Raw genomic sequence first — 26161 nt, forward strand, 5'->3', positions numbered from 1 at the left:
CACGCTAACCCGGGGCGAGCAGCACCCCCATCGGGGCCCCTGCCAGCGACTTCACCTCGCGCGCGAGATGCGCTTGGTCCGCGTACCCGGCCCGCGCCGCGACCTGTGCGTAGGGCATCCCGGCACGCGCCAGGTCGAGCGCGCGCACCAGTCGGAGCACCCGGGTCAGGGTCTTGGGGCCATAACCGAACGCGTCCAGACTGAGCCGGTGCAGCTGGCGTTCGCTGAGCGCGACGGCCCCGGCGACCTCGCCTACGGAACACCCACGCCCGAGCGCCGCGACAACGGCCCCGACCCGCCCGTCCTCCCCGTTCCCCTCCCGGAGCCGCGCCCCGGCGGCCTCCTCCAGGAGACGGCCCACACGGCCGGCGCCCCCCACCTCCCCGGCGGCCGCCAGCCGCTCGGTCAGCTCCCGTACGGGGCCGGCGAGCCACAGATCCGCCAACGGAACCCGCCGATCGCGCAGTTCCCTGGCCGGTACGCCGAAGACCGCGGGCCCCTGGCCGGGCGCGAAGCGCAGCCCCACGAAGGGCGTACCGGGCGGCACACCGTCCACGGACTGCGGCCCGGTGTCCGGCCCCGCCACCAGTAGCCGGCCCCCGCTCCAGATCAGATCCGTACACCCATCGGGCAACACCGGCCGGGCGGACGACTGCATGGTGCGGGCCCACAGCACCGCGCCACCCACCCGGGAGGCACGCTCCCAGTACCCGCCGGATACGCCGGGTGGCCCCTTCATGTCGCGCGTTTCGCCCACATGCCCCAGCCTGGCACGGGAACCCCACGGCCGTCCGCGCCGTTGATCCCTTACGACACGGACCTCACGGAGGTGGCACATGTCAGGGTTTCTCGACCGCGCCAAAGAGCAGGCACGGCAGGGGCTGGCACAGGGCAAGCAGAAGGTCGACGAGGTGCAGCAGAACCGCGCCGGCACCGAACTGCTGAGAAAACTGGGCGCCGCGTACTTCGCCGAACGGCGAGGCAGCGGTTCCCCCGAGGCGACTCAGGACGCACTCAACACACTGGAGGCGCACGTGAACGCCCACGGCGACGCCTTCCTGCACGACTGAACGCACCTGCACAGGCCCTGACGGGCAGAACACGGGCCGACGGACGGCCCGCTGTTCCGCCCGTCGGGGGCCGGGCACGGAACGAACCCACTCGCCCCCCACACACGCGACAATGAACCGCGTGACCAGCACCAACCCCGCCCCGCCACCGGACCCGCGTACCCTGCGTCCCCGTCTTCCCTCCCCCCTCCAGGAGATCGAGGACGCGCCGTTCGCGCGCCGCGGGGTGCGGCTGCTGCTCAAGCGGGACGATCTGATTCACCCGGAGCTTCCGGGCAATAAATGGCGGAAGCTGGCGCCGAATCTGCGGGCCGCGGCCGCCGCGGGTGAGCGGGCGCTGCTGACCTTCGGTGGCGCGTACTCCAACCATCTGCGGGCCACCGCAGCGGCCGGGCGGCTGCTCGGCTTCGCCACCGTCGGCGTGGTCCGCGGTGACGAGCTGGCCGACGCACCGCTCAACTGGTCGCTGGCCCGCTGCGCCGCCGACGGGATGCGGCTGCACTTCATCGACCGGGCCCGCTACCGCCGGCGGGCCGACCCGGACGTCCTCGCCGAGCTGCACGACCGCTTCGGGGCCTTCCGCCTCATACCGGAGGGCGGCAGCAACGCCCTTGCCGCACAGGGCTGTACGGAGCTGGGCCGGGAGCTGCGCGGGGCCGCGGACACGGTCGCGGTGGCCTGCGGAACGGGCGGCACGCTCGCCGGACTCGCCGCGGGGCTGGGGCCGGGGCAGCACGCCCTGGGCTTCCCCGTATTGAAGGGCGGCCGGCCGCACTTCCTCCAGGAGGCGGTCGAGGAGCTGCAGCGCGCGGCGTTCGGCGGACCGCGCGGCGACTGGCGGCTGGAGGACCGCTTCCACTGCGGCGGATACGCCCGCCGCACCCCGGAACTCGACGCCTTCGCGGACGCGTTTGAGGACCGGCACGGGCTGCCACTGGAGCGGATCTATGTCGCCAAGCTGCTGTACGGGCTGACGACGCTGGCCGAGGAAGGCGCCTTCGCCCCCGGCAGCACCGTGGTCGCCGTGATCACCGGCACGCCCTGAGCGTCCTGAGACGCCCCACCAGCTGCCTCCCTAAGACGCACTCTCCCGATACGCCGTGGCCTCCTCCAGGTCCAGCCTGCGCAGCAGCGTCCGCAGCATCTCGTCGTCGATCCGCCCGTCGTCCCGCAGCCGGACGAACACCCGGCGCTCGGCCTCGATCATCTCCCGGGCCAGCCGCCGGTAGGTCTCGTCGGCGGACTCGCCGGTGACCTCGTTGGCCGCGCCGAGCCGTTCCCACACGGAGTTGCGGCGGCGCTCCAAGACGCTGCGCAAACGGTCGACGAGGGGGCCCGGAAGGGCGTTGCGCGGGTCCTGGAGCAGCGCTTCCAGGCGCTCCTCGGCGGCCCGCGAGGCCTCGTTCTGGGCCTCGGCCTCGGCGAGCGTCTCGGCCTGGGCATCCCGGCCGGGCAGCTTCAGCGCGTGGATCAGGGCCGGCAGCGTCAGCCCCTGGATGACGAGGGTGGCGATGACGGTGGTGAAGGTCAGGAAGAGCACGAGGTTGCGCGCCGGGAAGGACGCGCCGCCGTGCAGGGCGGTCGGGATGGAGAACGCGATGGCCAGCGAGACCACCCCGCGCATCCCGGCCCAGCCGACGATGACCGGTGCGGTCCAGGTGACTTCCGGTTCCCGGGTACGGATCCGGGCCGACAGCAGCCGCGGCAGAAACGTCGCGGGAAAGACCCATACGAACCGCGACAGCACCACGACGACGAACATCACGGCCGCGTACCAGAGGGCCTGGGTACCGGTGAACGCCCCGAGCCCGCGCACCACGACCGGCAGCTGCAGCCCGATCAGCGCGAAGACCGCGGACTCCAGGATGAAGGAGACCATCTTCCAGACGGCGTCCTCCTGGAGCCGGGTCTCGAAGTCGACCTGCCAGGAGCGGTGCCCCAGGTAGAGGCCGACCACGACGACGGCGAGCACCCCGGAGGCGTGCAGCTGCTCGGCGGCGGCGTAGGCGACGAACGGGATGAGCAGCGACAGGGTGTTCTCCAGCAGCGCCGACTCCCGCAGCCGGACGCGCAGCCAGTGCAGCGGCACCATCAGGAGGAGCCCGATGCCGATGCCGCCCAGGGACGCGATGGCGAACTCCTTGACCCCGTCGCCCCAGGAGGCGCCGGTCCCGAGGGCCACGGCAACCAGGACCTTGTACGCGGTGATCGCGGTGGCGTCGTTGAACAGCGATTCGCCCTGCAGGATCGTGGTGATCCGGTGCGGCAGCCCGAGTTTGCGGGCGATGGCGGTGGCCGCGACGGCGTCGGGTGGGGCGACGACGGCCCCCAGGACGAGCGCGGCGGTCAGCGGCAGGCCCGGGATGACGAGATAGGCCGCATAGCCGACCACGAACGTCGCGAACAGCACATACCCGACCGACAGCAGCGCCACCGGCCGCAGATTGGCCCGCAGCCCCAGATACGAGCTGTCCAGCGCCGCGGTGTGCAGCAGAGGGGGCAGCAGCAGCGGCAGCACGATATGCGGATCGAGGGTGTAGTCGGGGATGCCGGGGATGTAGGAGGCCGCGAGTCCCGCCGTCACCAGGAGCAGCGGCGCGGGGACCGGTGTGCGGCGCGCCAGCCCGGCAACCGCCGCGCTCCCCGCGACCAGCAAAAACAGCGGCATGACAGCCATCGGCCCGTCCCGTCCCCGTACCCTTCACCGAGCATCCCGGCGATCTAACCTGGCCATCATGAGCGAGTGCACGCACGTTGCCGAATTGCCGCGCCCCGAACCGGCACCGCAGAGCTCCACCTGTCTGGAGTGCCTGGCCGTCGGCAGCCACCCCGTACAACTACGGCTGTGCCTGGTCTGCGGCCATGTCGGCTGCTGCGACTCCTCGCCGTTCCGGCATGCGACGCGGCACTTCGAGGAGACCGGCCATCCCGTGATGCGGACGTTCGAGCCGGGTGACTCCTGGCGCTGGTGCTTCACCGATCAGAAACTGGTGTGAAGCGATCAGCGGTGTCCGTTTAACCTTCAGACATGATCCGCGAAGCGACCCCCGGCGATGTCCCCGTCATCCTGGCCATGATCGGCGAGCTGGCCGCGTACGAGCGTGCCCCCGAGGCCGCGCAGGCCACCGAGCCGCAGCTGACGGAGGCGCTCTTCGGCCCGCAGCCGGCCGCCTTCGCGCTGATCGCGGAGGACGGCGACGACCCGGTGGGCTTTGCCCTGTGGTTCCGGAACTTCTCGACGTGGACGGGCACACACGGTGTCTATCTGGAGGACCTGTACGTCCGCCCCGAGGCGCGCGGCGGCGGGCACGGCAAGGCACTGCTCGGCGCCCTCGCGGAGATCTGCGTGGCGCGCGGCTATGAGCGTTTCGAGTGGTCAGTCCTGGATTGGAATGAACCGTCCATCGGTTTTTACCGGTCGATCGGAGCACAGCCCATGGACGAATGGACGGTCTTCCGGCTCACTGGAAAGGCACTGCACAACCTCGCGGACACTTCGCGAGTCAACGCAGCGTAATCGGTATCGATTTGACGGTGCACACCTCTAGCCACTATCCGTACCCGTGGATTTACAATCAGTGACAGCGAGGGTGCCGGGCGACCCGGGGCCGGATTTCCGCGCGGACGGCAGTGGTGGTCCTTCCGGGCGACACCGGCCCACAGATCGCGATAGCGTCACAGCCGAACCATGTGTCGCGCCGAATCGTTCTCCTTTCACCCGAGGGGAGAAAGTCCGGCGCGAATATCCCGAACAACGCACATATCGCGTATTCCAGCTCAACCAGCTTGTGCCACCTTGGAGGTGAGGGTGTCCCAGATCGCAGGCGAGCCCGGGACTCAGGACTTCGTGGAAGTCCGTCTGCCCGCTGCGGGTGCCTATCTGTCGGTGCTGCGTACGGCCACGGCCGGGCTCGCAGCCCGCTTGGACTTCACCCTCGACGAGATCGAGGATCTGCGTATCGCGGTCGACGAGGCGTGCGCGATCCTTCTGCAACAGGCCGTCCCCGGCAGTGTGCTGAGCTGCGTCTTCCGCCTCATCGACGACGCACTGCAGGTCACCGTGTCGGCGCCGACGACCGACGGCCGCGCCCCGGAGCGCGACACCTTCGCCTGGACGGTGCTCTCCGCACTCGCCGGCAAGGTCGATTCCACCGTCGCCGAGGACCAAACGGTCACCATCAGTCTGTACAAGGAGCGCGGCGCCGGTCCCGGACCGTCATGACCGAACAGGGGGCCCCGTGAAAGATCTCGAACGCGGCGGGCGGATGGCGTCCAGTGCGACCATCCCCGAGCAGCAGGCCCGGCCGCATCCGGTGGGCGTAGACGACCACGGCGGCCGGTTGGACGCGGCGGAGCAGGCAGAGCGGGCGGACCACATGGAGCAGAGCGAGCAGCCGGGGCAGCAGGCGCAGCAGCACGAGGCGCCGGCCCCCGACGACACGGTGCAGGAAGAGCAGCATTCCCCGGAGCCGCAGGACCGCAGCGGCGCTCGGGCGATGTTCTATGAGCTGCGCGGGCTGCCCGACGGCTCCCCGGAGCGTGCGGAGCTGCGCAACACCCTCGTCCGTATGCACCTTCCGCTCGTCGAGCATCTGGCCCGGCGGTTCCGCAACCGCGGCGAGCCGCTCGACGATCTGACCCAGGTCGCCACCATCGGCCTGATCAAGTCCGTCGACCGCTTCGACCCGGACCGCGGCGTCGAGTTCTCCACGTACGCCACCCCCACCGTCGTCGGCGAGATCAAGCGGCACTTCCGCGACAAGGGATGGGCGGTCCGCGTCCCGCGTCGCCTCCAGGAGCTGCGGCTGTCGCTGACCACCGCGACCGCCGAGCTGTCCCAGCGGCACGGCCGGGCGCCCACGGTCCATGAGCTGGCCGAGCATCTGGCGATCTCCGAGGAGGAGGTCCTGGAGGGCCTGGAGTCCGCCAACGCCTACAGCACGCTCTCCCTGGACGTCCCGGACACGGACGACGAGTCCCCGGCGGTCGCCGACACCCTCGGTGCCGAGGACGAGGCGCTGGAGGGCGTGGAGTACCGGGAGTCCCTCAAGCCGCTGCTGGAGGATCTCCCGCCGCGGGAGAAGAAGATCCTGCTGCTGCGCTTCTTCGGCAATATGACCCAGTCGCAGATCGCCCAGGAGGTCGGCATCTCCCAGATGCACGTCTCCCGTCTCCTGGCCCGCACCCTGGCCCAGCTGCGCGACAAGCTGCTCGTGGAGGAGTGAACGGCGTAAGAGGGTGAGGGGCGGGGCCTTCGAAGGCCCCGCCCCTCACGCGTTCCCTTGGTCCGCCGTACCCGCCCGGCGGGAATCCGGGCCTCGCACCGCCCTCAGGGCGTCTCGCGCGGCCCGATCCCCAGCGCTTCGGTGGCCGTCGGGTTGACCAGCAGCACGAGGACGACCAGCGCGGCCACGGCCAGTCCGATACCGGCCGCGATCAGCGCACCGCCCCCCTTGACCAGCGTCCAGGCCACCGGCAGCGCCACGATCTGGGTGATCAGCGACGGGCCCCGGCTCCAGCGGCGGCGCAGCCACAGCCCGCGGGCGGCCACCAGCGGCAGCACGGCGAGCGCGAGGACGGTGAGCCCGCCCATCTCCGCCTGCTGCGCACTGTCCGGCGCCCCGGCGAGACCCATGATCAGCATGTAGGCGCCGAGGGCGGCCAGCGCGAGCCCTTCGACCGCGGTGAGCGCCGCCGCGGCGCTCAGCCGCGCGGGCCGCGGGCCGGTCGGCTCGGCCGCGGCGGGGGCTGTGGCGGCTCGGGACGCGGACTGCTTCTGCTGACTGCTCACCCCAGCAGGGTAGCGCCGGCCCGTCCCCGCCTCGGGGATGCCCCGGAGCCGGACGGGGCGTGAGGCCGGTACCAGCAGGTAGGTACGCTGCTGCATATGCGCGCACTTCTCGTGGTCAATCCCGCAGCAACCACCACCAGTGCCCGCACCCGTGAGGTACTGACCCACGCCCTCGCCAGCGACCTCAAACTGGAGGTCGCGCAGACGCAGTACCGCGGGCATGCCCGTGATCTCGCCCGGGAGGCCACCGAGGGCGGTGAGACCGACCTGGTCGTGGCACTGGGCGGCGACGGCACGGTCAACGAGGTCGTCAACGGTCTGCTGGCCAACGGCCCCGACCCGGAGTCGCACCCCCGCCTCGCGGTCGTCCCCGGCGGCTCCACCAATGTCTTCGCCCGCGCGCTCGGCCTCCCCAATGACGTGGTCGAGGCCACCGGCGCCCTCCTGGACGCGCTGCGCGACGGCAGTGAGCGGACGATCGGCCTCGGACTGGCCGCGGGCACCCCGGGCAGCGAGGACGAGGGCGTGCCGGAACGCTGGTTCACGTTCTGCGCGGGCTTCGGTTTCGACGCCGGCGTCGTCGGCCGGGTCGAGCAGCAGCGCGAACGCGGCAAGCGTTCGACCCACGCCCTGTATGTGCGACAGGTCGTACGGCAGTTCCTGGGCGAGGCGAACCGGCGGCGGGGCGTCCTGACCCTCGAACGTCCGGGCGGCGCCGAGGGTGAGGCGGAGACCGTCGAGAACCTGGCGCTGGCCATAATCTGCAACACCGCCCCGTGGTCCTACCTGGGCAATCGGCCGATCTACCCGTCCCCCGACGCCTCGTTCGACAAGGCCCTGGATCTGTTCGCACTGAGCAAGCTCTCACCGTCCGCGGTGGCCCGCTATGCGACCCAGTTGCTCGCGTCAACACCCGAGCGCGGCCCCCACGGCAAACACGCTCTCTCACTTCACGACCTCACGAACTTCACCTTGCATTCGCAGGTTCCCCTGCCCTTCCAGATGGACGGCGACCACCTGGGGCTGCGTACGAGTGTGACGTTCACAGGCGTACGCCGTGCACTGCGTGTGATTGTGTGAGCAGTAGGGCCTAAAGTCCTTTCACTCGAACGTTTAGACTGGTTTCCACCCCCTGGAATGACGGCTGTGAGCTAGGCGACACCAAGGATTCAAAAAAAAGTTTCCGGAAGGGGTTGTATCCGCCGCCGAGGTTTGCGAGTCTCTTCATGGCGATCGGGACGGCCGCTTTACCGGCCCCCTTGAGAGCCCGAATCCTCCTCCTCATTCCACAGGACCGCGCCAGTTCACGACTGGATTTCGGGCCTTCCCTTGTGGAGGGATTCGTGAAAGCGTTCACATTCACAAGCAACGATCCCGTCATCACGAGGAGATGGAGCAGCCATGGACTGGCGTCACCGCGCCGTTTGCCGCGAGGAAGACCCCGAGCTCTTCTTCCCTATCGGCAACACCGGTCCTGCGCTGCTGCAGATCGAGGAAGCCAAGGCCGTCTGCCGCCGCTGCCCCGTCATGGAGCAGTGCCTGCAGTGGGCGCTTGAGTCCGGCCAGGACTCCGGCGTCTGGGGTGGTCTGAGCGAGGACGAGCGCCGCGCGATGAAGCGCCGTGCAGCTCGCAACCGGGCGCGCAACGCGAGCGCCTGAGCCAGTAGCCCCGTGGCCCCCGAGCCGCAGCGCGCAGTACACCCGATGCATCCCCGGCGCTGACAAGCCCGGTCGTTATCGCATCGCAACAGCTTTGAGCCCCGGACCGCATGGTCCGGGGCTTCCTGCTGTTAGGGGCCGCGACTCCGGCGGCCGACCGTCGCCGGTGCCCGGTCTCCGTGCTACTCGTCGGCCCGTACGGGGATGTCGAGGATGACCTGCGTACCGCGCTCCGGCGCCGGCACCATGTCGAACTTTCCGCCCAACTCCCCCTCCACCAGGGTCCGTACGATCTGCAGCCCCAGGTTTCCGGCGCGATGCGGATCGAATCCCTCGGGGAGACCGCGGCCGTTGTCCTGGACGGTGACCAGCAGCCGGGGCTCGGTACGACTGCCGCCGCGCACCGCGCCGACCTCGACCACGCCCCGCTCCACTTGGTCGAAGGCGTGCTCCAGGGCGTTCTGCAGCACCTCGGTGAGCACCATCGACAGCGGGGTGGCCACCTCGGCGTCCAGGATGCCGAAGCGCCCGGTGCGGCCGGTGGTCACCTTGCCCGGGGAGATCTCCGCGACCATGGCCAGCACCCGGTCCGCGATCTCGTCGAACTCGACCCGTTCATCGAGGGTCTGGGACAGCGTCTCGTGCACGATCGCGATCGAACCGACCCTGCGGACCGCCTCGTTGAGCGCTTCACGGCCCTGTTCGGAATCCATCCGGCGGGACTGCAGCCGCAGCAGCGCGGCGACCGTCTGCAGATTGTTCTTCACCCGGTGGTGGATCTCCCGGATGGTGGCGTCCTTGGTGATCAGCTCCCGCTCACGGCGCCGCAGTTCGGTCACATCGCGCAGCAGGACCAGTGAACCGATGTGGGTCCCCTTGGGCTTGAGCGGAATGGCGCGCAACTGGATGACGCCGTCCTCGCCCTCGACCTCGAACTCCCTGGGGGCCCACCCACTGGCGAGCTTGACCAGCGCCTCGTCCACCGGGCCGCGGGCGGGCGCCAGTTCGGCGGTGGCCTGGCCCAGGTGGTGGCCCACCAGGTCGGCGGCGAGACCGAGCCGGTGGTAGGCGGAGAGCGCATTGGGGCTGGCGTACTGGACGACACCGTCCGCGTCGAGCCGGATCAGTCCGTCACCGGCGCGCGGCGAGGCGTCCATGTCGACCTGCTGGCCGGGGAAGGGAAACGATCCGGCGGCGATCATCTGAGCGAGGTCCGAGGCGCTCTGGAGGTAGGTGAGCTCCAGCCGGCTCGGGGTGCGGACGGTCAGCAGATTGGTGTTGCGGGCGATCACACCGAGCACCCGGCCCTCGCGGCGCACCGGGATGGACTCGACCCGTACCGGCACCTCCTCCCGCCACTCCGGGTCGCCCTCGCGCACGATGCGGCCCTCGTCCAGGGCGGAGTCCAGCATCGGACGGCGGCCCCGGGGAACGAGATGGCCGACCATGTCGTCCTGGTAGGACGTGGGCCCCGTATTGGGCCGCATCTGGGCCACCGATACATAGCGGGTGCCGTCGAGGGTGGGGACCCACAGCACGAGATCGGCGAAGGAGAGGTCGGAGAGCAGCTGCCACTCCGAGACCAGCAGATGGAGCCACTCAAGGTCGGTGTCGCTCAGAGTGGTGTGCTGGCGTACGAGATCGTTCATGGAGGGCACGTCTTGGAGCCTACCGGCGTACGGTGTAGCTGTTGTCTCCGCACGGGCATGGACAAGTAAGAATGGTCTAGTCCAGAATTCAGCACAGACCTCCGCCCTCCCCGCACAGGAGAGCGGAACGAGACCGAAAGCGCTCTCTGCCCTGACTGCGCCGAGGTCTCTGATCGACCGGTCCCAGGACGGGATGCACCCCTACCGCACACAGGGGCGCCGCCCGCCCGAGAAGCGGGACCGGCCGATGTCAGCTCCGGGCTGCGGTGCCGGACAGGTTGAGGGTCCTGTCCTGGCGCCGCGGCCCGCGGGTGCTTCCGGGGGTCTTCAGCACACCTCGCCGCCCGTCTTCCGCGGCCACGCCTTGAGCGCCGGCTCGGCGACCGCCTCCAGCTCCGTCCGCTCCGCCCCGCCAGAGGTGCCGCGGGCGGCGGAAAACGTGACCGGCCCTGCGGTGGCGCCGACGGGTTCCGTGGGCCGCGCTCTGCTAGATTGGTCTATACCACATGGATCATCTCCAGAACGGCAGGCCAAGCGTGGAAGTTGTCATCGTTCCGGATGCCGTGGCGGGCGGCGAGCTGATCGCGGAGGCCATCGTCACCCTGGTGCGCCGTAAGCCCGACGCACTGCTCGGTGTGGCCACCGGCTCCACCCCGTTGCCGATTTACCAGGCGCTGGCGGCGAAGGTCCGGGCCGGCGCGGTGGACGCCTCACGGGCCCGCATCTGCCAGCTCGACGAGTACGTCGGGCTGCCGACCGGGCACCCCGAGTCCTACCGTTCGGTGGTCCTGCGTGAGGTGGTCGAACCGCTCGGTCTCGGCGCGGAGTCCTTCATGGGGCCCGATGGTGCGGCCGAGGATGTACCGGCCGCCTGCGCGGCGTACGACCGTGCGCTGCGCGAGGCGGGCGGGGTGGACCTCCAGCTGCTCGGTATCGGCACGGACGGACATATCGGCTTCAACGAGCCCTGCTCGTCGCTCGCTTCGCGTACCCGCATCAAGACGCTGACCCAGCAGACCCGGGAGGACAACGCCCGGTTCTTCGACAGCCTCGACGAGGTGCCGCACCACGTCATCACCCAGGGCATCGGCACCATCCTGGAGGCCCGCCATCTGGTGCTGCTCGCCACCGGCGAGGGCAAGGCCGACGCGGTGGCCCATGCCGTTGAGGGCCCGGTCGCCGCGCTGGTCCCGGCCTCGGCGCTACAGCTCCACCCGCATGCGACGGTCGTCGTGGACGAGGCCGCAGCCGCCAAGCTGAAGCTCGCCGACTACTTCCGTGCCACGTACGCGGCAAAGCCGGAGTGGCAGGGGATTTAGGGCAGGCGTGATCACTCGTCGGGCGACGGGCCGCGGCCGGTGAGGGCCTCGGCGGCGGCCTGGGCGCAGACTCGGGCGGCGCCATGGGTGGCGATGTGGAGCGCGCCTTGGGGCGGGGCCTGGGGGACGCCCATTTCGACGACCGCGGTGTCGGGGCGGGCGGCGAGGAGGCTCTGGAGCGCGTCGGCCATCCAGGGGTGACGGTGGACGTCGCGGACGACGGCGACGAAGCGGCGGCCGGCGGCCGCCGTGAGCAGGCCGTCGACCAGCGCTGCGGTACCGGCTGCGGCGGCGGCCTCGCCGGTACAGGTGGCGGTCTCGGTGCCCGGGAGGAGACGGGCCAGTTCGGCGGCGACGCCCCAGGGTGTCGCGTCGCCCACGGCGATGTTGGCGAGGGGGGTGAAGGCGGCGACGTAGGCGGGTTCGGTGAGAGGCCGGTACGGTCCTGCGGCGGTGAGGCGCAGGGCACGCCGCGCCGCGGTGAGGCCGATACCGGGGGCGGGCGCGGGGCCCTCGGCCCTGCCTTGGAACGTCCCCTCCCCCGCGCTCCGGTTCCCGTCCGCCAAGGCGCGTACCCGGGCTGCGGCGTCGGCGAGGCGGTGCTCCGGCAGTTCGCCGTTATGGACGGCCCGTACCAAGGCGTCGCGCAGTCGGAGCACGATGTCCTCGTCGGCCAGACCGCCGCCCACGCAGAGGGCGTCGGCGCCGGCTGCGAGGGCCAGGACGCTGCCGCGCTCGATGCCGTAGGTGGCGGAGATGGCCTGCATCTCCATGCCGTCGGTGATGATCAGCCCATCGAAGCCGAGGCCACCGTCGGCTTCGGGGGCGCGCAGCAGACCGTGCAGCGCGGCGGGGCTGAGTGTGGCCGGGTGCTCGCCGTCCAGCGCGGGCAGCAGGATGTGGGCGCTCATCACGGCCCGGGTGCCGGCGGCGATGGCGGCGCGGAACGGCACGAGTTCGCGTGCCTGGAGGGTGGGCAGATCGGCGGCGATACGCGGCAGATCGTGGTGGGAGTCGACGGCGGTGTCGCCGTGGCCGGGGAAGTGCTTGGTGCAGGCGGCGACGCCCGCGGACTGCAGGCCCTCGACATAGGCGGCGGTGTGCCGGGCGACCAGTCGCGGATCGGCGCCGAAGGAGCGGACGCCGATGACCGGGTTGCCGGGGTTGGAGTTGACGTCGGCGGAGGGGGCCCAGTTGAGGGTGATACCGCAGTCGGCCAGCCGGCGGCCGAGTTCGCGGGCCACCGCGCGGGTGAGGGCGGTGTCGTCGACGGCGCCGAGCGCATGGTTGCCGGGGAAGGAGGAGCCGCCGCGCACTTCGAGGCGGGTGACATCGCCGCCCTCCTCGTCGATGGCGACGATCAGCTCCCCGCGTTCGGCGCGCAACCGGTCGGTAAGTGCGGCGAGTTGTTCCGGACCGTCGACATTGCGGCCGAAGAGACCGACCGAGACCAGGCCCTCGCCGAGCCGGCGCAGCAGCCAGTCGGGCGCGGTGGTGCCGGTGAAGCCGGGCTGGAGGACGGCGAGGGCATCGCGGGTGAGGGTGTCGGCCGAGCCTGCGGAGCGTACGAGAGGCGTCATGAGCTGCGTTATCCCTTCACTGCGCCGGAGGTGAGACCGCCGACCGCCTTGCGTGGCAGGAACGTGCGTGGCAGGAACGTGCGTGGCAGGAACGTGCGTGGCAGGAACGTGCGTGGCAGGAACAGGAAGCGGACCAGGGTCGGGACGGCGCAGATCGAGGCGGCGGGTCCATGGTCGCACCCGGTCGTCCCTGAACCGGGTCCGGAGCCGGGAGAGCCGCAAGCGGCGGCCCCCTTTCCTCTCCCCTTTCCCGCGACCGCCGTCGCCGCTTTGCGCCCACGCTTCATTGCGCTCTCCCCCCCCAAAGGCCAGGCATGTGGTCTTTAATGGTTTAGACCAGCGCCCGCAGCTTGGCCTAGACCTTTAGGGGTGTCAAGGGTGCACAAGAGTCGCTGTCAGGTCCATAACCGGACCGACATGCGGCGGGCCGGGGCCGGTAAAGGGGCACGGGAAAGCGACCCGTGCCACGATGTGAGCCGCTACGTACGGAGGCGCCGGTGACGGCAGCACGACAGGAGTCGGAGAGGCGGGTCATGGACACGGACGGGGGCAGCGGTACCGAGAGCGGCGGCACACGGACCGCACGGGTGCCCAAGTACTACCGGCTCAAGCGGCACTTGCTGGACATCACCGAGACCCTGCCGCCCGGCTCCCCGGTCCCGCCCGAGCGCACCCTCGCCGCGGAGTTCGACACCTCGCGGACGACGGTGCGTCAGGCCCTGCAGGAACTGGTCGTCGAGGGCCGGCTGGAACGCATCCAGGGCAAGGGGACCTTCGTCGCCAAGCCCAAGGTTTCCCAGGCCCTGCAGCTGACCTCCTATACGGAGGACATGCGGGCCCAGGGCCTGGAGCCGACCTCCCAGCTGCTCGACATCGGCTATGTCACGGCGGACGACCGGCTCGCCGGGCTGCTGGACATCGCCACCGGCGGCCGGGTGCTGCGTATCGAACGGCTGCGGCTGGCCAGTGGTGAGCCGATGGCCATCGAAACCACCCATCTGTCGGCGAAGCGCTTCCCCGCGCTGCGCCGGAGCCTCGTGAAGTACACCTCCCTCTACACCGCGCTGGCCGAGGTGTACGACGTCCGTCTGGCGGAGGCCGAGGAGACCATCGAGACCTCGCTGGCCACCCCGCGCGAGGCCGGTCTGCTGGGGACGGATGTCGGACTGCCGATGCTGATGCTCTCGCGGCACTCGCTCGATGCGCAGGGCGGGCCGGTGGAGTGGGTGCGCTCGGTCTACCGAGGGGACCGTTACAAGTTCGTCGCCCGGCTGCGGCGCCCCACGGACTGACGCGCTGCCGGGGAGAGCCGGGCGGGCGTGCTCCGCCCGGCTCTCCCCGTTCTCCGTCCGGACTCCCCGTCCCCTGCCCGGTTTTCCCGTTTCCCTGCCCGGTTTTCCTCCTGCCCTGCCGCCGCCGGATCCGCCCCGGAGACCCCGCGGCGCAGGTCGCGCCCGGGTGGCTTCTTGATACCGATATGCGGACAGCTAGTGACGCGTGCCACTGCCCTGCCATAGATTTCCAGCCCATCGCATCAGGAGACAGCCAGGGACGGAGCCAGGGTCATGACCCAGTCAGCCGCATCACCGGACCGCAGACAGGTCGTCACGCCCACGCGCGTGGTGGCCGGGATCTGCCTGATCGCGCCCTTCGTGGCGATGCTCTGGGTAAGCTCGTACGCCAGGGTCGAGCCGACGCTCATCGGGATCCCGTTCTTCTACTGGTACCAGATGCTGTGGGTGCTGATCTCGACCGCGCTCACCACCCTCGCGTACAAGCTCGTGCAGCGTGAACAGCGCGCCCGTAAGGGTGGTGCGGCCCAGTGACTCCCGCCATGAGCGCACCGGACGCTCTCGCCGCTTCCCAGACCCAGGGCGTCAACGGCGTCGCACTGGCCGTCTTCGTCTTCTTCTTCCTGGCCGTGACGGTCATGGGCTTCCTGGCCGCCCGCTGGCGCAAGGCCGAGGAGTCCGCCAACCTCGACGAATGGGGCCTGGGCGGCCGCAGCTTCGGCACCTGGATCACCTGGTTCCTGCTGGGCGGCGACCTCTACACCGCTTACACGTTCGTGGCCGTCCCGGCGGCGATCTACGCGGCGGGTGCGGCCGGCTTCTTCGCCGTGCCGTACACGATCCTGGTCTACCCGCTGATCTTCACCTTCCTCCCCCGCCTGTGGTCGGTCTCGCACAAGCACGGGTACGTCACCACCTCCGACTTCGTCCGCGGCCGCTTCGGCTCCAAGGGCCTGTCGCTGGCCGTGGCGCTCACCGGCATCCTGGCCACGATGCCGTACATCGCCCTCCAACTCGTCGGCATCCAGGCCGTCCTGGACGTGATGGGCATCGGCGGCGGTGAAAACACCAACTGGTTCGTCAAGGACCTGCCGCTGCTGATCGCCTTCGCCGTGCTGGCCGCCTACACCTACTCCTCCGGGCTGCGCGCACCGGCGCTGATCGCCTTCGTCAAGGACGGGCTGATCTACCTGGTCATCGCCGTGGCGATCATCTACATCCCGATCAAGCTGGGCGGCTTCGACGCGATCTTCGACACGGCCGGCAAGGCGCTCTCCGAGCCCGGTGCCGTCCCCGGCAAGCCGCGCGGTGAGCTGGTCAGCGGGCCCAACGCCCAGTGGGCGTATGCGACTCTGGCGCTCGGTTCGGCGCTGGCGCTGTTCATGTACCCGCACTCGATCACCGCGACGCTGTCCTCCCGCAGCCGCAATGTGATCCGGCGCAACACCACGATCCTGCCGCTGTACTCCCTCATGCTGGGCCTGCTGGCGCTGCTCGGCTTCATGGCGATCAAGGCCGGTACGGACATCCAGGGCAACCCGCAGCTGGCCATCCCGCAGCTGTTCGAGGACATGTTCCCGAGCTGGTTCTCCGGTGTGGCGTTCGCCGCGATCGGTATCGGTGCGCTGGTGCCCGCGGCCATCATGTCGATCGCCGCGGCCAACCTCTTCACCCGCAACGTCTACAAGGACTTCCTCAAGCCGGGCGCCACTCCCGAGCAGGAGCACAAGGTCGCCAAGCTGGTGTCGCTGCTGGTGAAGGTCGGCGCGCTGGTCTTTGTCCTCACCATGGACAAGACCGTCGCGATCAACTTCCAGCTGCTGGGCGGCATCTGGATCCTGCAGACCATGCCGTCGCTGGTCGGCGGGCTGTTCACCCGCTGGTTCCACCGCTGGGCGCTGCTGACCGGCTGGGCGGTCGGCATGCTCTACGGCACGCTCGCGGCGTACGGCGTCGCCAGCCCGACCCAGAAGCACTTCGGCGGCTCCAGCGCGGAGATCCCCGGTATCGGTGAGATCGGCTACATCGGCCTGACCGCCTTCGTCTTGAACGTCGTGGTCACCGTCGTCCTCACCTTCGCCCTGAAGGCCGCCAAGGCCCCCGAGGGCATCGACGAGACCAGCCCCGCCGACTACACCGCCGACGCCGGCGACAAGGGCGTCACCACCGAGCTGCCCCCGGCGACGGCGGGGGCACCGGCCGGGCACTGAGCCACCCGCTGCCGCACCTTCACGGGCCGCCGCGTTCCTCCGGGAGCACGGCGGCCCGTTGACGTTCGCCCTTCAGCCCACCCAGTCCTTCAGCTGCTCGGTCTCCATGATGTGCGGCGGCCGGTCGGCGAGCGCGGTCATGGGGCCTTCTCCTTCTTCCACGGGACGGAGCAGAGAACGTGCAACCGACCATAGCCGAGGCCACTGACAGCCACTGCGTGATGACGCACGACACACTAGATATGGGGGTGCGTCTGATGGGCCACCACCACATGTATGCTCGTCCTCGCTGTCGTCGCAGGGGAATCCGGTGGGAATCCGGAACTGTCCCGCAACGGTGTAGGAGCGCGTTCGGCCGGTGGGATCCCGGCCCTGGGCGCGCGCCCGTGTAGTCCGAGGACCTGCCGACAGTACGTCCGCACCGCCATGGGTGTGGGCGTCGATACGTCCGGGCCCCGAGGGTTGGGCCGGTGGACGCCGCGTGGTGTGGTCCGCGCACCCCTGCCGTCAGGGGGTGCCGCATGCCCGCGTGCGCCCGTCGCGTCCGCCCCTCCCGGCCCCCGCTGTGTGAGGGAGAGCATCGCGTGACCATCGCGCCAACGGAGCCCGCGTCAGACGCCGAGGTCGTACCGCCCGCGGTGGCCACGCCTCCCGGTGCCGCCGAGGACGCACCGGGCGAGGACGGTCCGGGTACCGCCCTGCTGCGCACCCTGACCGAGCTGACCGAGGACCTGACCGCGACCGACCCCGGCAAGGTGGCCGCCGCCGCCCTGCGCGGCCGGCACGCCGGCTCCGACGCGGCCGAACTGCGGTCGCTGGCCACCGATGCCGCGGCCGGTCTGATCGGCGACGAGCCGCAGTACTCCAAGCTCGCGGCGCGGCTGCTCACCCTCGCCATCGCGGAAGAGGCGGCCGGACAGGGAGCCGTCGCCTTCTCCGCCTCCGTCGAGACCGGCCACCGTGAGGGGCTGATCGCCGACGAGACCGCGGAGTTCGTACGGGCCCACGCCGCCCGGCTGGACGCGCTGGTGGACCGGGCGCTGGCCGACGGCGCCGACGACCGCTTCGGGTACTTCGGGCTGCGCACCCTGCACTCGCGCTACCTGCTGCGGCACCCCACCACCCGTCAGGTCATCGAGACCCCGCAGCACTTCCTGCTCCGGGTGGCCTGCGGTCTCGCCGAGACTGCTGATTCCGAGGAGGGCAGCGAGCGCGCGCTGGACGACGTCGCCGAGCTCTACCGCCTCACCAGCTCGCTGTCGTACCTGCCCTCCTCCCCCACCCTCTTCAACTCCGGCACCCGCCACCCGCAGATGTCGTCCTGCTACCTGCTGGACTCGCCGCTGGACGAGCTGGACTCGATCTACGACCGCTACCACCAGGTCGCGCGGCTCTCGAAGCACGCGGGCGGCATCGGCCTGTCGTACTCCCGTATCCGCGCCCGCGGTTCGCTGATCCGCGGCACCAACGGGCACTCCAACGGCATCGTGCCGTTCCTGCGCACCCTGGACGCCTCGGTCGCGGCCGTGAACCAGGGCGGCCGGCGCAAGGGCGCCGCCTGCGTCTACCTGGAGACCTGGCACGCGGACATCGAGGAGTTTCTGGAGCTGCGGGACAACACCGGTGAGGAGGCGCGCCGGACGCACAACCTGAACATCGCCCACTGGATCCCGGACGAGTTCATGCGCCGGGTGGAGGCGGACGCCGACTGGTCGCTGTTCTCGCCCTCGGACGCCCCGGAGCTGGTGGACCTGTGGGGCGACGCGTTCGACGCCGCCTACCGCAAGCTGGAGGCCGACGGCCGGGCGATCAAGCAGATCCCCGCCCGGGTGCTGTACTCCCGCATGATGCGCACCCTGGCGCAGACCGGCAACGGCTGGATGACGTTCAAGGACGCCGCCAACCGCACCGCCAACCAGACCGCCGAGCCCGGCCAGGTCGTACACTCCTCCAACCTCTGCACGGAGATCCTGGAGGTGACCAACGACGGGGAGACCGCGGTCTGCAACCTGGGGTCGGTCAACCTCGCGGCGCACCTGGGTGAGCACGGCGAGATGGACTGGGAGCGGCTGGACGCCACGGTCCGTACGGCCGTCACCTTCCTCGACCGGGTCGTGGACATCAACTTCTACCCGACCGAGCAGGCCGGGGCGTCCAACTCCCGCTGGCGCCCGGTCGGTCTGGGCCTGATGGGCCTGCAGGACGTGTTCTTCCGGCTGCGGCTGCCCTTCGACTCGCCCGAGGCGCAGGAGCTGTCGACCCGTATTTCCGAGCGGATCATGCTCGCCGCCTACGAGGCGTCCGCCGACCTCGCCGAGCGGCACGGCCCGCACGAGGCCTGGTCCGCGACGCGTACGGCGCGCGGTGTGCTGCACCCCGACCACTACCCCAACGCCGAGCCCCGCTGGGCGGACCGCTGGGCGGCGCTGCGTACCCGTATCGCCGCGACCGGGATGCGTAACTCGCTGCTGCTGGCGATCGCGCCGACCGCGACCATCGCCTCGATCGCGGGCGTGTACGAGTGCATCGAGCCGCAGGTCTCCAACCTCTTCAAGCGCGAAACGCTGTCCGGCGAGTTCCTTCAGGTCAACGCGTATCTGATTGAGGAGCTCAAGGCGCTGGGGCTGTGGGACGCGCGGACCCGGGACGCGCTGCGCGAGGCCAACGGCTCGGTGCAGGACGTCGAGTGGATCCCGGAGGAGGTCCGGGCGCTGTACCGCACCGCCTGGGAGATCCCGCAGCGCGCCCTGATCGACATGGCCGCGGCCCGTACGCCCTACCTCGACCAGAGCCAGTCGCTGAACCTCTTCATGGCCTCGCCGACCATCGGCAAGCTCAGCTCGATGTACGCCTACGCCTGGAAGCGCGGCATCAAGACGACGTACTACCTGCGTTCGCGGCCGGCGACCCGGATCGCCCAGTCGGCGCGCGGCACCTCGGCCGCCGCCGCCCCCGTACCGCAGCAGGCCACCGACCCCGAGGCGGTCGCCTGCTCCCTGGAAAACCCCGAGTCCTGCGAGGCCTGCCAGTAATGACTACCGAGACCCCCAACGCCTCCGCCGCGCACACCGCCACCACCGGTGAGAAGAACCTCCTCGACCCGGGCTTCGAGCTGACGCTGCGTCCGATGCGGTACCCGGAGTTCTACGACCGCTACCGAGACGCCATCAAGAACACCTGGACCGTGGAGGAGGTCGACCTCCACTCGGACGTCGCCGACCTCGCCAAGCTCTCGCCGGGTGAGCAGCACATGATCGGCCGGCTGGTGGCGTTCTTCGCGACCGGCGACTCGATCGTCGCCAACAACCTGGTGCTGACGCTGTACAAGCACATCAACTCCCCCGAGGCGCGGCTGTACCTGAGCCGTCAGCTCTTCGAGGAGGCCGTGCACGTCCAGTTCTATCTGACGCTGCTGGACACCTACCTGCCCGACCCGGACGACCGCGCCGCGGCCTTCGCGGCGGTGGAGAACATCCCGTCGATCCGCGAGAAGGCGGAGTTCTGCTTCAAGTGGATGGACTCGGTCGAGAGCATCGACCGGCTGGAGTCCCGGGCCGACCGGCGCCGGTTCCTGCTCAATCTGATCTGCTTCGCGGCCTGCATCGAGGGGCTGTTCTTCTACGGCGCCTTCGCGTACGTGTACTGGTTCCGCTCGCGCGGGCTGCTGCACGGGCTGGCGACCGGCACCAACTGGGTCTTCCGCGACGAGTCCATGCACATGGAGTTCGCGTTCTCCGTGGTGGACACCGTCCGCCAGGAGGAGCCCGACCTGTTCGACGACAAGCTGGAGCAGCAGGTCACCGAGATGCTCAAGGAGGCCGTCGAGGCGGAGCTGCAGTTCGGCCGTGACCTGTGCGGTGACGGCCTGCCGGGCATGAACACCGCGTCGATGCGCGAGTATCTGCAGTGCGTCGCGGACCAGCGGCTGCAGCGGCTCGGCTTCGCGCCGGTCTACGGCTCGGAGAACCCGTTCTCCTTCATGGAGCTGCAGAACGTCCAGGAGCTGACCAACTTCTTCGAGCGCCGGGCGTCCGCCTATCAGGTCGCCGTCGAGGGTTCGGTCTCCTTCGACGACGACTTCTAGCAGCATCCGCGACGCCCCTTCACTCTGACGACACGCCGTTTGTGAGCGTTCTGTTACCTCGGCAACCGGAACCGGGTGCCATCCGGTCTATCGGATCATGAAGGGAACGAAGGGGCGTCGCCGGTTCCTCGACTATCCGCGGCAGGGGCGAGAGGGCCCGCGCCGCTGGCTGCCGTCATGGCGCCAGTGGCTCGGTGCCCTCTCGCTCTGCGTTCTCGGCCTGGCCGGGCTGTTCGCCGTGGTCTACGCGAAGATCGACGTGCCCGACGAAAACGAACTGGCGCGCCAGCAAGCCACCGTCTATCACTGGTCGGACGGCAGCGACATGGTGAGCGTGGGCGCCGTCAACCGGCAGAACATCAGCCTCGACGAGATGCCCGACTCCGTCGAGAACGCCGCGATCTCCGCGGAGAACGCCGACTTCTACAGCGACTTCGGTATCTCGCTCCAAGGCATCGGCCGCGCCGTGCTCAGCATGGTCACCGGCGGGGACACCCAGGGCGGTTCCACCATCACCCAGCAGTATGTGAAGAACACCTATCTCTCACAGGACCAGACGCTCACCCGCAAGGTGAAGGAATTCATCATTTCGCTGAAGGTGCACAACGAGAAGTCCAAGCAAGACATTCTCCGCGGATACCTCAACACCAGCTGGTTCGGCCGCGATTCCTATGGAATCCAGGCCGCCGCCAATGCGTATTACGGCATTGACGCCAAGGACCTGAATCCCAGTCAGAGCGCCTTGCTGGCCGCCACGCTCAAGGGGTCGGAGCAGTACGATCCCGGGCTGAGCAAGGCCAATCACGCGCGGGCCGAGGCCCGCTGGAAGTGGATACTCGACCGGCAGGTCGCCACCGGGAAGATGAGCCGGGCGGAGCGGGCGAAGTACCGCACGTTCCCGGAGCCCCGGAAGCTGTCGAAACCCACCAGCCAGGCCGGCCAGACCGGCTATCTCATCAATATCGCCAATAAGTTCATCAAGGCCGGCACCGGACTGACCGACAAGGACCTGGCGCGCGGCGGCTATCAGATCTACACCACCTTCGACAAAAACCGCACCCAGCGCCTGGAAAAGGCCGTCAACAAGGTGCGCCGGGACACCATCGATCCGAAGCACCGCCGCGCCGACACCCATGTGCAATTCGGCGCGGCTTCCGTACGTCCCAAGGACGGGGCGATCCTCGCGCTGTACGGCGGCGTGGACGCCACCAAGCATTTCAACAACAACGCGGACACCTCGGCGGTCCCGGCCGGGTCCGCCTTCAAGCCGTTCGTGCTGGCGGCCGCGCTCCAGCAGCAGGCCGACGACGCCAGTGCATTCGGGGGCTCCCCGAAACCGACGGTGGGCCGCGAGCAGACCACGGCCGAGGATCTGTTCGCGGCCCTGGCCAAGGCCCAGAATCCGCCGTTCGTCGCGGCCGGGAAGAGCATCGGGCTGGAGCGGATCCGGGATGTCGCGGTGGACGCGGGGCTGCGCAAGGAGAGCATGGCGCAGCTGGAGCAGACCTTCCCGCTGGGCACCTCCGCGCCCAGCGCGATCCGGATGGCGAGCGCCTACACGACCTTCGCCAACGACGGGCTGCACCAGGAGCCGTACGCGGTGTCCAAGATGACCTACGACGGCAAGAAGGTGCCCGGCCTGAGCCGCCCCGAGGCCAAGCAGGTCCTCGATGCCGAGGTCGCCCAGGAGGTGTCAGGTGCCCTGCAGGGGGTGGCCCGGCGCGCCCTGCGGCCGTCGGACAAGCTGGACCTCAAGCAGACGGTGGCGGCCGGCGCCACGGAGCCGGGCGACCGGATGAAGTCGGCGTGGTTCATCGGCAGTCCGTCTGCCGGGCAGCCGGACCTCGGCCCCGCTCCCGGCACCGACGCGAGAAAGTGGAGCGACCTCGGCCGCGCCCCCCGCCCCGCGGACGGCAGCGAGCCGACCACCGCCGTCACCGTGTTCCGCAACAAGGCGGGCGCCCCCGCCCTGTTGCCGATGCAGGGCGTCGGCGGCGACAAGAGCGAGCTGGGGACGACGATCCCGCCGAAGATCTGGCGGGAGTATCAGCAGGGGTCGTGACACGGGCGGGCGCCCGGCTGCCGGCCGGGCGCCCGCGCGTCTCAGTCGTTGGCGACGACGGGGTAGCGCGGCTCCCGCTCGGCCATCTGCTTCAGCGCGTCCTTGCGCTCCCGCTTGCTGAGCCGGTCGATGTACAGGTAGCCGTAGAGGTGATCCGTCTCGTGCTGGAGGCAGCGGGCGAAGTAGCCGGTGCCCCGGATCGCGACCGTCTCGCCCTTGGCGTCCTGGCCGCGGACCACGGCGTAGTCGGGGCGGGGCAGCTCGGCGTAGGCACCGGGCACGGACAGACAGCCCTCGTTGGAGTCGTCCAGGATCCGGCGCTCGGCGGGCAGCTCGTCCAGTACGGGGTTGCAGACCGCCCCGACATGCCGGACGCCCTCGTCGTCCAGGCAGTCGTAGACGAAGACCTTCAGGTCCACCCCGATCTGGTTGGCGGCCAGGCCCACGCCCTCGGCGGTGCGCTGGCTGGCGAACATGTCGTCGATGAGCCGGCCGAGCTCGTCGTCGAACGCCGTGACGTCCTTGCACTCCTTGTGGAGCACCGGATTGCCGACGACCGTGATCGGCCGGGAGGTGCCGCGCTCGCGGTGGGCCGTCTCCCGCTCCTCGGCGTCCGTGACGTCGTCGATGAATTCCTCGTCCACGCGCTGGTCACCGTCTTGATCAAACACAGGCTGCTGGGCCATCTCCGCCGTACGCCTTCCTGAAAACCCTGAATAGTCGCCCTACAGCCTACGGGGGCGCGGCCGGGCCCTCAGCAGACCTCTTCGAGATCACGCCATTCCCGGGTGTCCGGGCTGTCCGCGACCCAGCCGTCCAGCAGGCCGCGCACCAGGGCGGACGGCGCCGCGATACCGCACTCGCGCTCCGGCACCCACAGCGAACCGGAGCCCGTGGTGCGGTGGCCGAGCGGGCCGGGGTGGCCGGGCTCACTGTGGTCGTGCGGGTCGAGATGCTCGCCCTCGCCCTCGTCGCTGGGCATCCGGCTCTCCGAGCACGTACGGCACAGCAGCCGCACCGAGGACGACCAGTCCTCGGCGGCGAAGCCCGCATCGGCCGCCAGCCGCTCCAGGGCGTCCCGGTCGGCCTCCGTGGCGGCCTCCAGGAGCACCACCCAGGTGGGGACCGGGGAGGGCGCCCACAGCTCGATCTCGTCGAAGACCGGGTAGGAGGGTCCCGCTGCGGTCGTGCGCTCGCCGTGCGGGACGCCGTCGTGCAGCACCACCTCGCCCCAGCGCCGCCCGGAGGACGGCAGCGGGATCGACAGCACCTCGATACGGGCCGGGTCCAGCCGGCGGCCCCAGACGACCTCGGCCTCGCCCTCCGGGGAGAGCCGGACCGCGGCGCTGCCCAGGGCCATACCGAGCGGTTCGCCGGTCGGGGAACCGCCGCCGGGGACCTTGAGGCCGTACGCCTGCCAGGCGCGGCGGGCCAGCGGCCAGTCCTGCAGGGCGGTGGCGGCGATGCCGACGTTCCACCAGTCGGGGGCCCCGCTCTCCCGGTCCAGCAGCGCGACCGCGCGCAGTCCGGCGGCCCGTGCCTGTTCCCAGTCGTGCCGGAACTTGTGCAGCAGGGCCAGGTTGAACCAGGACTCCGAGAGCCACGGCTCCATGTCCGCGGCGCGGGTCAGCAGCGCTCCCGCGTCCTCGTAACGGCCGTCGCCGATCAGCGTGAAAGCCCGGTCGGTCGCCTGCCGCCACGAGGCGGAGGGCCGATGCCGTACCTTGCCGAAGATCCTCACGATTCCCGCCTGCTGGTTGCTCTTGATGCCGCTGAGGTGGGGTCCCGAGCGGCGTCCGGGGCTTCTGGGGGCCCACTCGACAACCTGCCACAGATTGCCGCCGGGCTCAGCCCGGTTTGCCGGTCCCCCTGCGGCTCCTTGCCCTTCGCCGACCCCCTGAACCCCCTGAAAGGGGCTTCCTTCGCATCCAACCATGCCCATCTCGGAGGCCGCTCATTACCCATGGGTTCCACGACCTCCGGGGCTCGGTGAGGGCGTGGCGGCGGGGGTGTGGCGGCTGGGGCGGACGGGGCGGATGGGGCGTTCGCGGGGTGCCGTCGGGCGCCGGGTGCCGGGCGTATCCGGCATTGTCGGGACATAGAGGGTGCGAGGGCTCTGCCTAGCCGCGAGGGCTCTACCTAGCCATGAGGGCTCTACCTAGCCGTGAGGCCGCCGCAGGCCAGGACCCTGGCCAGCGCCTCGACGACCCGGGGCTCGTGGTCCCGCGCGGTGGACAGTCGCAGCCGCTCCAGCGCGCGCAGCGGGCCGCCCGGCCCCGCGGACTCCCCCGCCAGGTCGTCGTAGGCGTTGACGGTCCGGACGATACGTGCCGTGACGGGCTGCTCGCGGTACGGATCGGCCTGTCGCTCGACGATCACCGCGACCTCGGCGGGGACACCGGTCTGCCGGACCACCGCGCCGCCCAGCAGCGCGATCCGGCGCTGTTCGGCGGGCGGCAGCGGCGCGGTCGCCCCGTCGGGCACCGGGTCCAGCAGCGAGAGCTGGCCGATGTCATGCATCAGCGCGGCATGTTCGAGCACGTCCAGATCCGGTGCGTTCAGGCCGAGTTCACGGCCCACGGCACGGCTGAGCGCGGCCACCCTGCGGGCATGGCCGTGCGGGGTGTAACCGGCGATCTCGGTGGAACGGGCCAGCGAGGCGATGGTCTGGCCGTAGGTGGCGCGGACCGCCGCGAACCGGCGGAAGGCGAACTGGGTCAGCAGCAGCGGCAGACAGAACACCGGCAGCGCCCACAGCCCGGCGACCGCGGTGGCCAGCGAGATCACCACCCCGGTGGCACAGACCGCAGAGCCGATGCCGAGCAGCGCCCGCAACTCGTCGCGCAACAGCGGCCCGTACGGCCAGCCGGTGCGGGCACGGGCGAGCGCGGCCACCAGGACCGCGTCACACAGCGCGGTCAGTGCCAGCAGAGCGATCAGGAAGAACGGGTAGACCGGGCCGGAGGCCACCCAGGAGCCCAGCGTCCCGGTGTTGTAGAGGGGCTGGAAGCAGGTGGCGGCGAAGCCGGTGGTCAGCACCCGGCGTGCGAGAGGGGCGAGCGCCGGTCCCTGCCCCCGCGCGAGCCGCGGAACGGTGCCGACCAGACCGGCCGCCAGGACCACGGTCACGACCTGGAGGACGCCATGGGTCGTGGGCCGTCCGCCGGCCTCACCGAGCAGGGCGTAGGCGAGCGCACCGGCCGCGCCGAGCGGTGCGCCTTCCCGCGCCCCCGGCACCCGTACGCCCCCGGCCGCCGGGGCGGGCCCCTGCCCCACCAGCTCGCCGACCGTGATCAGCACCCCGAAGGCCAGCGCGATCCCGGGCTCGGCCAGGCCGTCCCACAGCGTGCGGCCCAGCGACCAGCACGCCAGCGCGGCGGCCGGGGCGTAGACCGCGGCGATGACGGCGCTGCCGCAGGCGCCCGGCACGGTGAGGCGCGGGGCG

General features: G+C 70.5%; 23 protein-coding genes and 1 riboswitch. Of the genes, 15 read left to right on the forward strand and 8 right to left on the reverse strand.

Annotation, left to right across the window (positions count from 1 at the left end):
• Positions 1-4 precede the first annotated feature (4 nt).
• Positions 5-739, reverse strand: coding sequence for a helix-turn-helix transcriptional regulator (locus STRTU_RS11360; RefSeq protein WP_159746844.1), 735 nt, complete (start codon positions 737-739; stop codon positions 5-7).
• Between the two features lie 97 nt (positions 740-836).
• On the opposite strand from STRTU_RS11360, the gene STRTU_RS11365 reads away from it, so the two are divergent.
• Together STRTU_RS11365 and STRTU_RS11370 are read left to right on the forward strand one after the other, a co-directional pair.
• Positions 837-1070, forward strand: a complete 234-nt coding sequence (locus tag STRTU_RS11365; RefSeq protein ID WP_042148542.1) for a hypothetical protein — start codon at positions 837-839, stop codon at positions 1068-1070.
• Positions 1071-1182: 112 nt separating this feature from the next.
• A complete protein-coding gene (locus STRTU_RS11370) occupies positions 1183-2115 on the forward strand; it encodes a 1-aminocyclopropane-1-carboxylate deaminase/D-cysteine desulfhydrase (RefSeq protein WP_159743435.1) in 933 nt (310 codons plus the stop codon).
• A 30-nt stretch (positions 2116-2145) separates the two neighbouring features.
• Here STRTU_RS11370 and STRTU_RS11375 read toward each other — a convergent pair whose 3' ends face one another.
• Positions 2146-3747, reverse strand: coding sequence for a Na+/H+ antiporter (locus STRTU_RS11375; RefSeq protein WP_159743436.1), 1602 nt, complete (start codon positions 3745-3747; stop codon positions 2146-2148).
• Positions 3748-3805: 58 nt separating this feature from the next.
• Here STRTU_RS11375 and STRTU_RS11380 point away from each other — a divergent pair, with 58 nt between their 5' ends.
• The 4 genes from STRTU_RS11380 (at position 3806) to STRTU_RS11395 (ending at position 6295) form a co-directional block, all read left to right on the forward strand.
• Positions 3806-4066, forward strand: a complete 261-nt coding sequence (locus tag STRTU_RS11380) for a UBP-type zinc finger domain-containing protein (RefSeq protein WP_159743437.1) — start codon at positions 3806-3808, stop codon at positions 4064-4066.
• A gap of 32 nt (positions 4067-4098) precedes the next feature.
• Entirely contained in the window at positions 4099-4587 is a 489-nt protein-coding gene (locus tag STRTU_RS11385; protein WP_159743438.1) for a GNAT family N-acetyltransferase, read from the forward strand.
• Between the two features lie 291 nt (positions 4588-4878).
• Complete coding sequence (locus tag STRTU_RS11390; RefSeq protein ID WP_006603191.1) at positions 4879-5292, forward strand: ATP-binding protein; 414 nt, start codon at positions 4879-4881, stop codon at positions 5290-5292.
• A 43-nt stretch (positions 5293-5335) separates the two neighbouring features.
• The gene (locus tag STRTU_RS11395; protein WP_159746845.1) at positions 5336-6295 is read left to right on the forward strand and encodes an RNA polymerase sigma factor SigF; all 960 of its coding nucleotides are present in this window, start codon (positions 5336-5338) and stop codon (positions 6293-6295) included.
• A gap of 104 nt (positions 6296-6399) precedes the next feature.
• On the opposite strand, the gene STRTU_RS11400 is transcribed toward STRTU_RS11395, so the two are convergent.
• On the reverse strand, positions 6400-6861 hold the full coding sequence (locus tag STRTU_RS11400; RefSeq protein ID WP_159743439.1) for a hypothetical protein: 462 nt from the start codon (positions 6859-6861) through the stop codon (positions 6400-6402).
• A 96-nt stretch (positions 6862-6957) separates the two neighbouring features.
• On the opposite strand from STRTU_RS11400, the gene STRTU_RS11405 reads away from it, so the two are divergent.
• Both STRTU_RS11405 and STRTU_RS11410 read left to right on the forward strand, forming a co-directional pair.
• On the forward strand, positions 6958-7941 hold the full coding sequence (locus tag STRTU_RS11405; RefSeq protein WP_159743440.1) for a diacylglycerol/lipid kinase family protein: 984 nt from the start codon (positions 6958-6960) through the stop codon (positions 7939-7941).
• Between the two features lie 321 nt (positions 7942-8262).
• Positions 8263-8520: a WhiB family transcriptional regulator gene (locus tag STRTU_RS11410; RefSeq protein WP_003983230.1), complete on the forward strand. Its 258-nt coding sequence runs from the start codon at positions 8263-8265 to the stop codon at positions 8518-8520.
• Positions 8521-8702: 182 nt separating this feature from the next.
• Here STRTU_RS11410 and STRTU_RS11415 read toward each other — a convergent pair whose 3' ends face one another.
• Positions 8703-10169 (reverse strand): sensor histidine kinase, encoded by a 1467-nt coding sequence (locus STRTU_RS11415; RefSeq protein ID WP_159746846.1) that lies wholly within the window; start codon positions 10167-10169, stop codon positions 8703-8705.
• A gap of 536 nt (positions 10170-10705) precedes the next feature.
• Here STRTU_RS11415 and nagB point away from each other — a divergent pair.
• Entirely contained in the window at positions 10706-11488 is a 783-nt protein-coding gene (nagB, locus tag STRTU_RS11420; RefSeq protein ID WP_159746847.1) for a glucosamine-6-phosphate deaminase, read from the forward strand.
• Positions 11489-11499: 11 nt separating this feature from the next.
• Here nagB and STRTU_RS11425 read toward each other — a convergent pair whose 3' ends face one another.
• A complete protein-coding gene (locus STRTU_RS11425) occupies positions 11500-13068 on the reverse strand; it encodes a glycoside hydrolase family 3 protein (RefSeq protein WP_159743441.1) in 1569 nt (522 codons plus the stop codon).
• Positions 13069-13601: 533 nt separating this feature from the next.
• Here STRTU_RS11425 and STRTU_RS11430 point away from each other — a divergent pair.
• The 6 genes from STRTU_RS11430 to STRTU_RS11455 all read left to right on the forward strand — a co-directional run bounded on the left by STRTU_RS11430 (position 13602) and on the right by STRTU_RS11455 (position 22716).
• Positions 13602-14360, forward strand: coding sequence for a GntR family transcriptional regulator (locus STRTU_RS11430; protein ID WP_159746848.1), 759 nt, complete (start codon positions 13602-13604; stop codon positions 14358-14360).
• A gap of 273 nt (positions 14361-14633) precedes the next feature.
• Positions 14634-14894 carry a DUF3311 domain-containing protein gene (locus STRTU_RS11435; RefSeq protein ID WP_159743442.1) on the forward strand — a complete coding sequence of 87 codons (261 nt, stop codon included), beginning with the start codon at positions 14634-14636 and terminating at the stop codon, positions 14892-14894.
• Between the two features lie 8 nt (positions 14895-14902).
• A complete protein-coding gene (gene mctP, locus STRTU_RS11440) occupies positions 14903-16570 on the forward strand; it encodes a monocarboxylate uptake permease MctP (protein ID WP_159743443.1) in 1668 nt (555 codons plus the stop codon).
• Positions 16571-16842: 272 nt separating this feature from the next.
• Positions 16843-16993: riboswitch (cobalamin riboswitch) on the forward strand.
• A gap of 161 nt (positions 16994-17154) precedes the next feature.
• A complete protein-coding gene (locus STRTU_RS11445) occupies positions 17155-19602 on the forward strand; it encodes a ribonucleoside-diphosphate reductase subunit alpha (protein WP_272591800.1) in 2448 nt (815 codons plus the stop codon).
• On the forward strand, positions 19602-20654 hold the full coding sequence (locus STRTU_RS11450; RefSeq protein ID WP_159743444.1) for a ribonucleotide-diphosphate reductase subunit beta: 1053 nt from the start codon (positions 19602-19604) through the stop codon (positions 20652-20654). The genes STRTU_RS11445 and STRTU_RS11450 overlap by 1 nt, the downstream gene beginning before the upstream one ends.
• 97 nt (positions 20655-20751) lie before the next feature.
• A complete protein-coding gene (locus tag STRTU_RS11455; protein WP_159743445.1) occupies positions 20752-22716 on the forward strand; it encodes a transglycosylase domain-containing protein in 1965 nt (654 codons plus the stop codon).
• Positions 22717-22757: 41 nt separating this feature from the next.
• Here STRTU_RS11455 and def read toward each other — a convergent pair whose 3' ends face one another.
• From def to STRTU_RS11470, 3 genes are all read right to left on the reverse strand, one after another.
• Positions 22758-23402, reverse strand: a complete 645-nt coding sequence (def, locus tag STRTU_RS11460; RefSeq protein ID WP_159743446.1) for a peptide deformylase — start codon at positions 23400-23402, stop codon at positions 22758-22760.
• A gap of 68 nt (positions 23403-23470) precedes the next feature.
• The gene (locus STRTU_RS11465) at positions 23471-24457 is read right to left on the reverse strand and encodes a tetratricopeptide repeat protein (RefSeq protein ID WP_159743447.1); all 987 of its coding nucleotides are present in this window, start codon (positions 24455-24457) and stop codon (positions 23471-23473) included.
• Positions 24458-24870: 413 nt separating this feature from the next.
• Entirely contained in the window at positions 24871-26118 is a 1248-nt protein-coding gene (locus STRTU_RS11470; protein ID WP_159746850.1) for an HD-GYP domain-containing protein, read from the reverse strand.
• Between the last annotated feature and the right edge of the window lie 43 nt (positions 26119-26161).

The organism is Streptomyces tubercidicus (assembly GCF_027497495.1).
Taxonomy (GTDB): domain Bacteria; phylum Actinomycetota; class Actinomycetes; order Streptomycetales; family Streptomycetaceae; genus Streptomyces; species Streptomyces tubercidicus.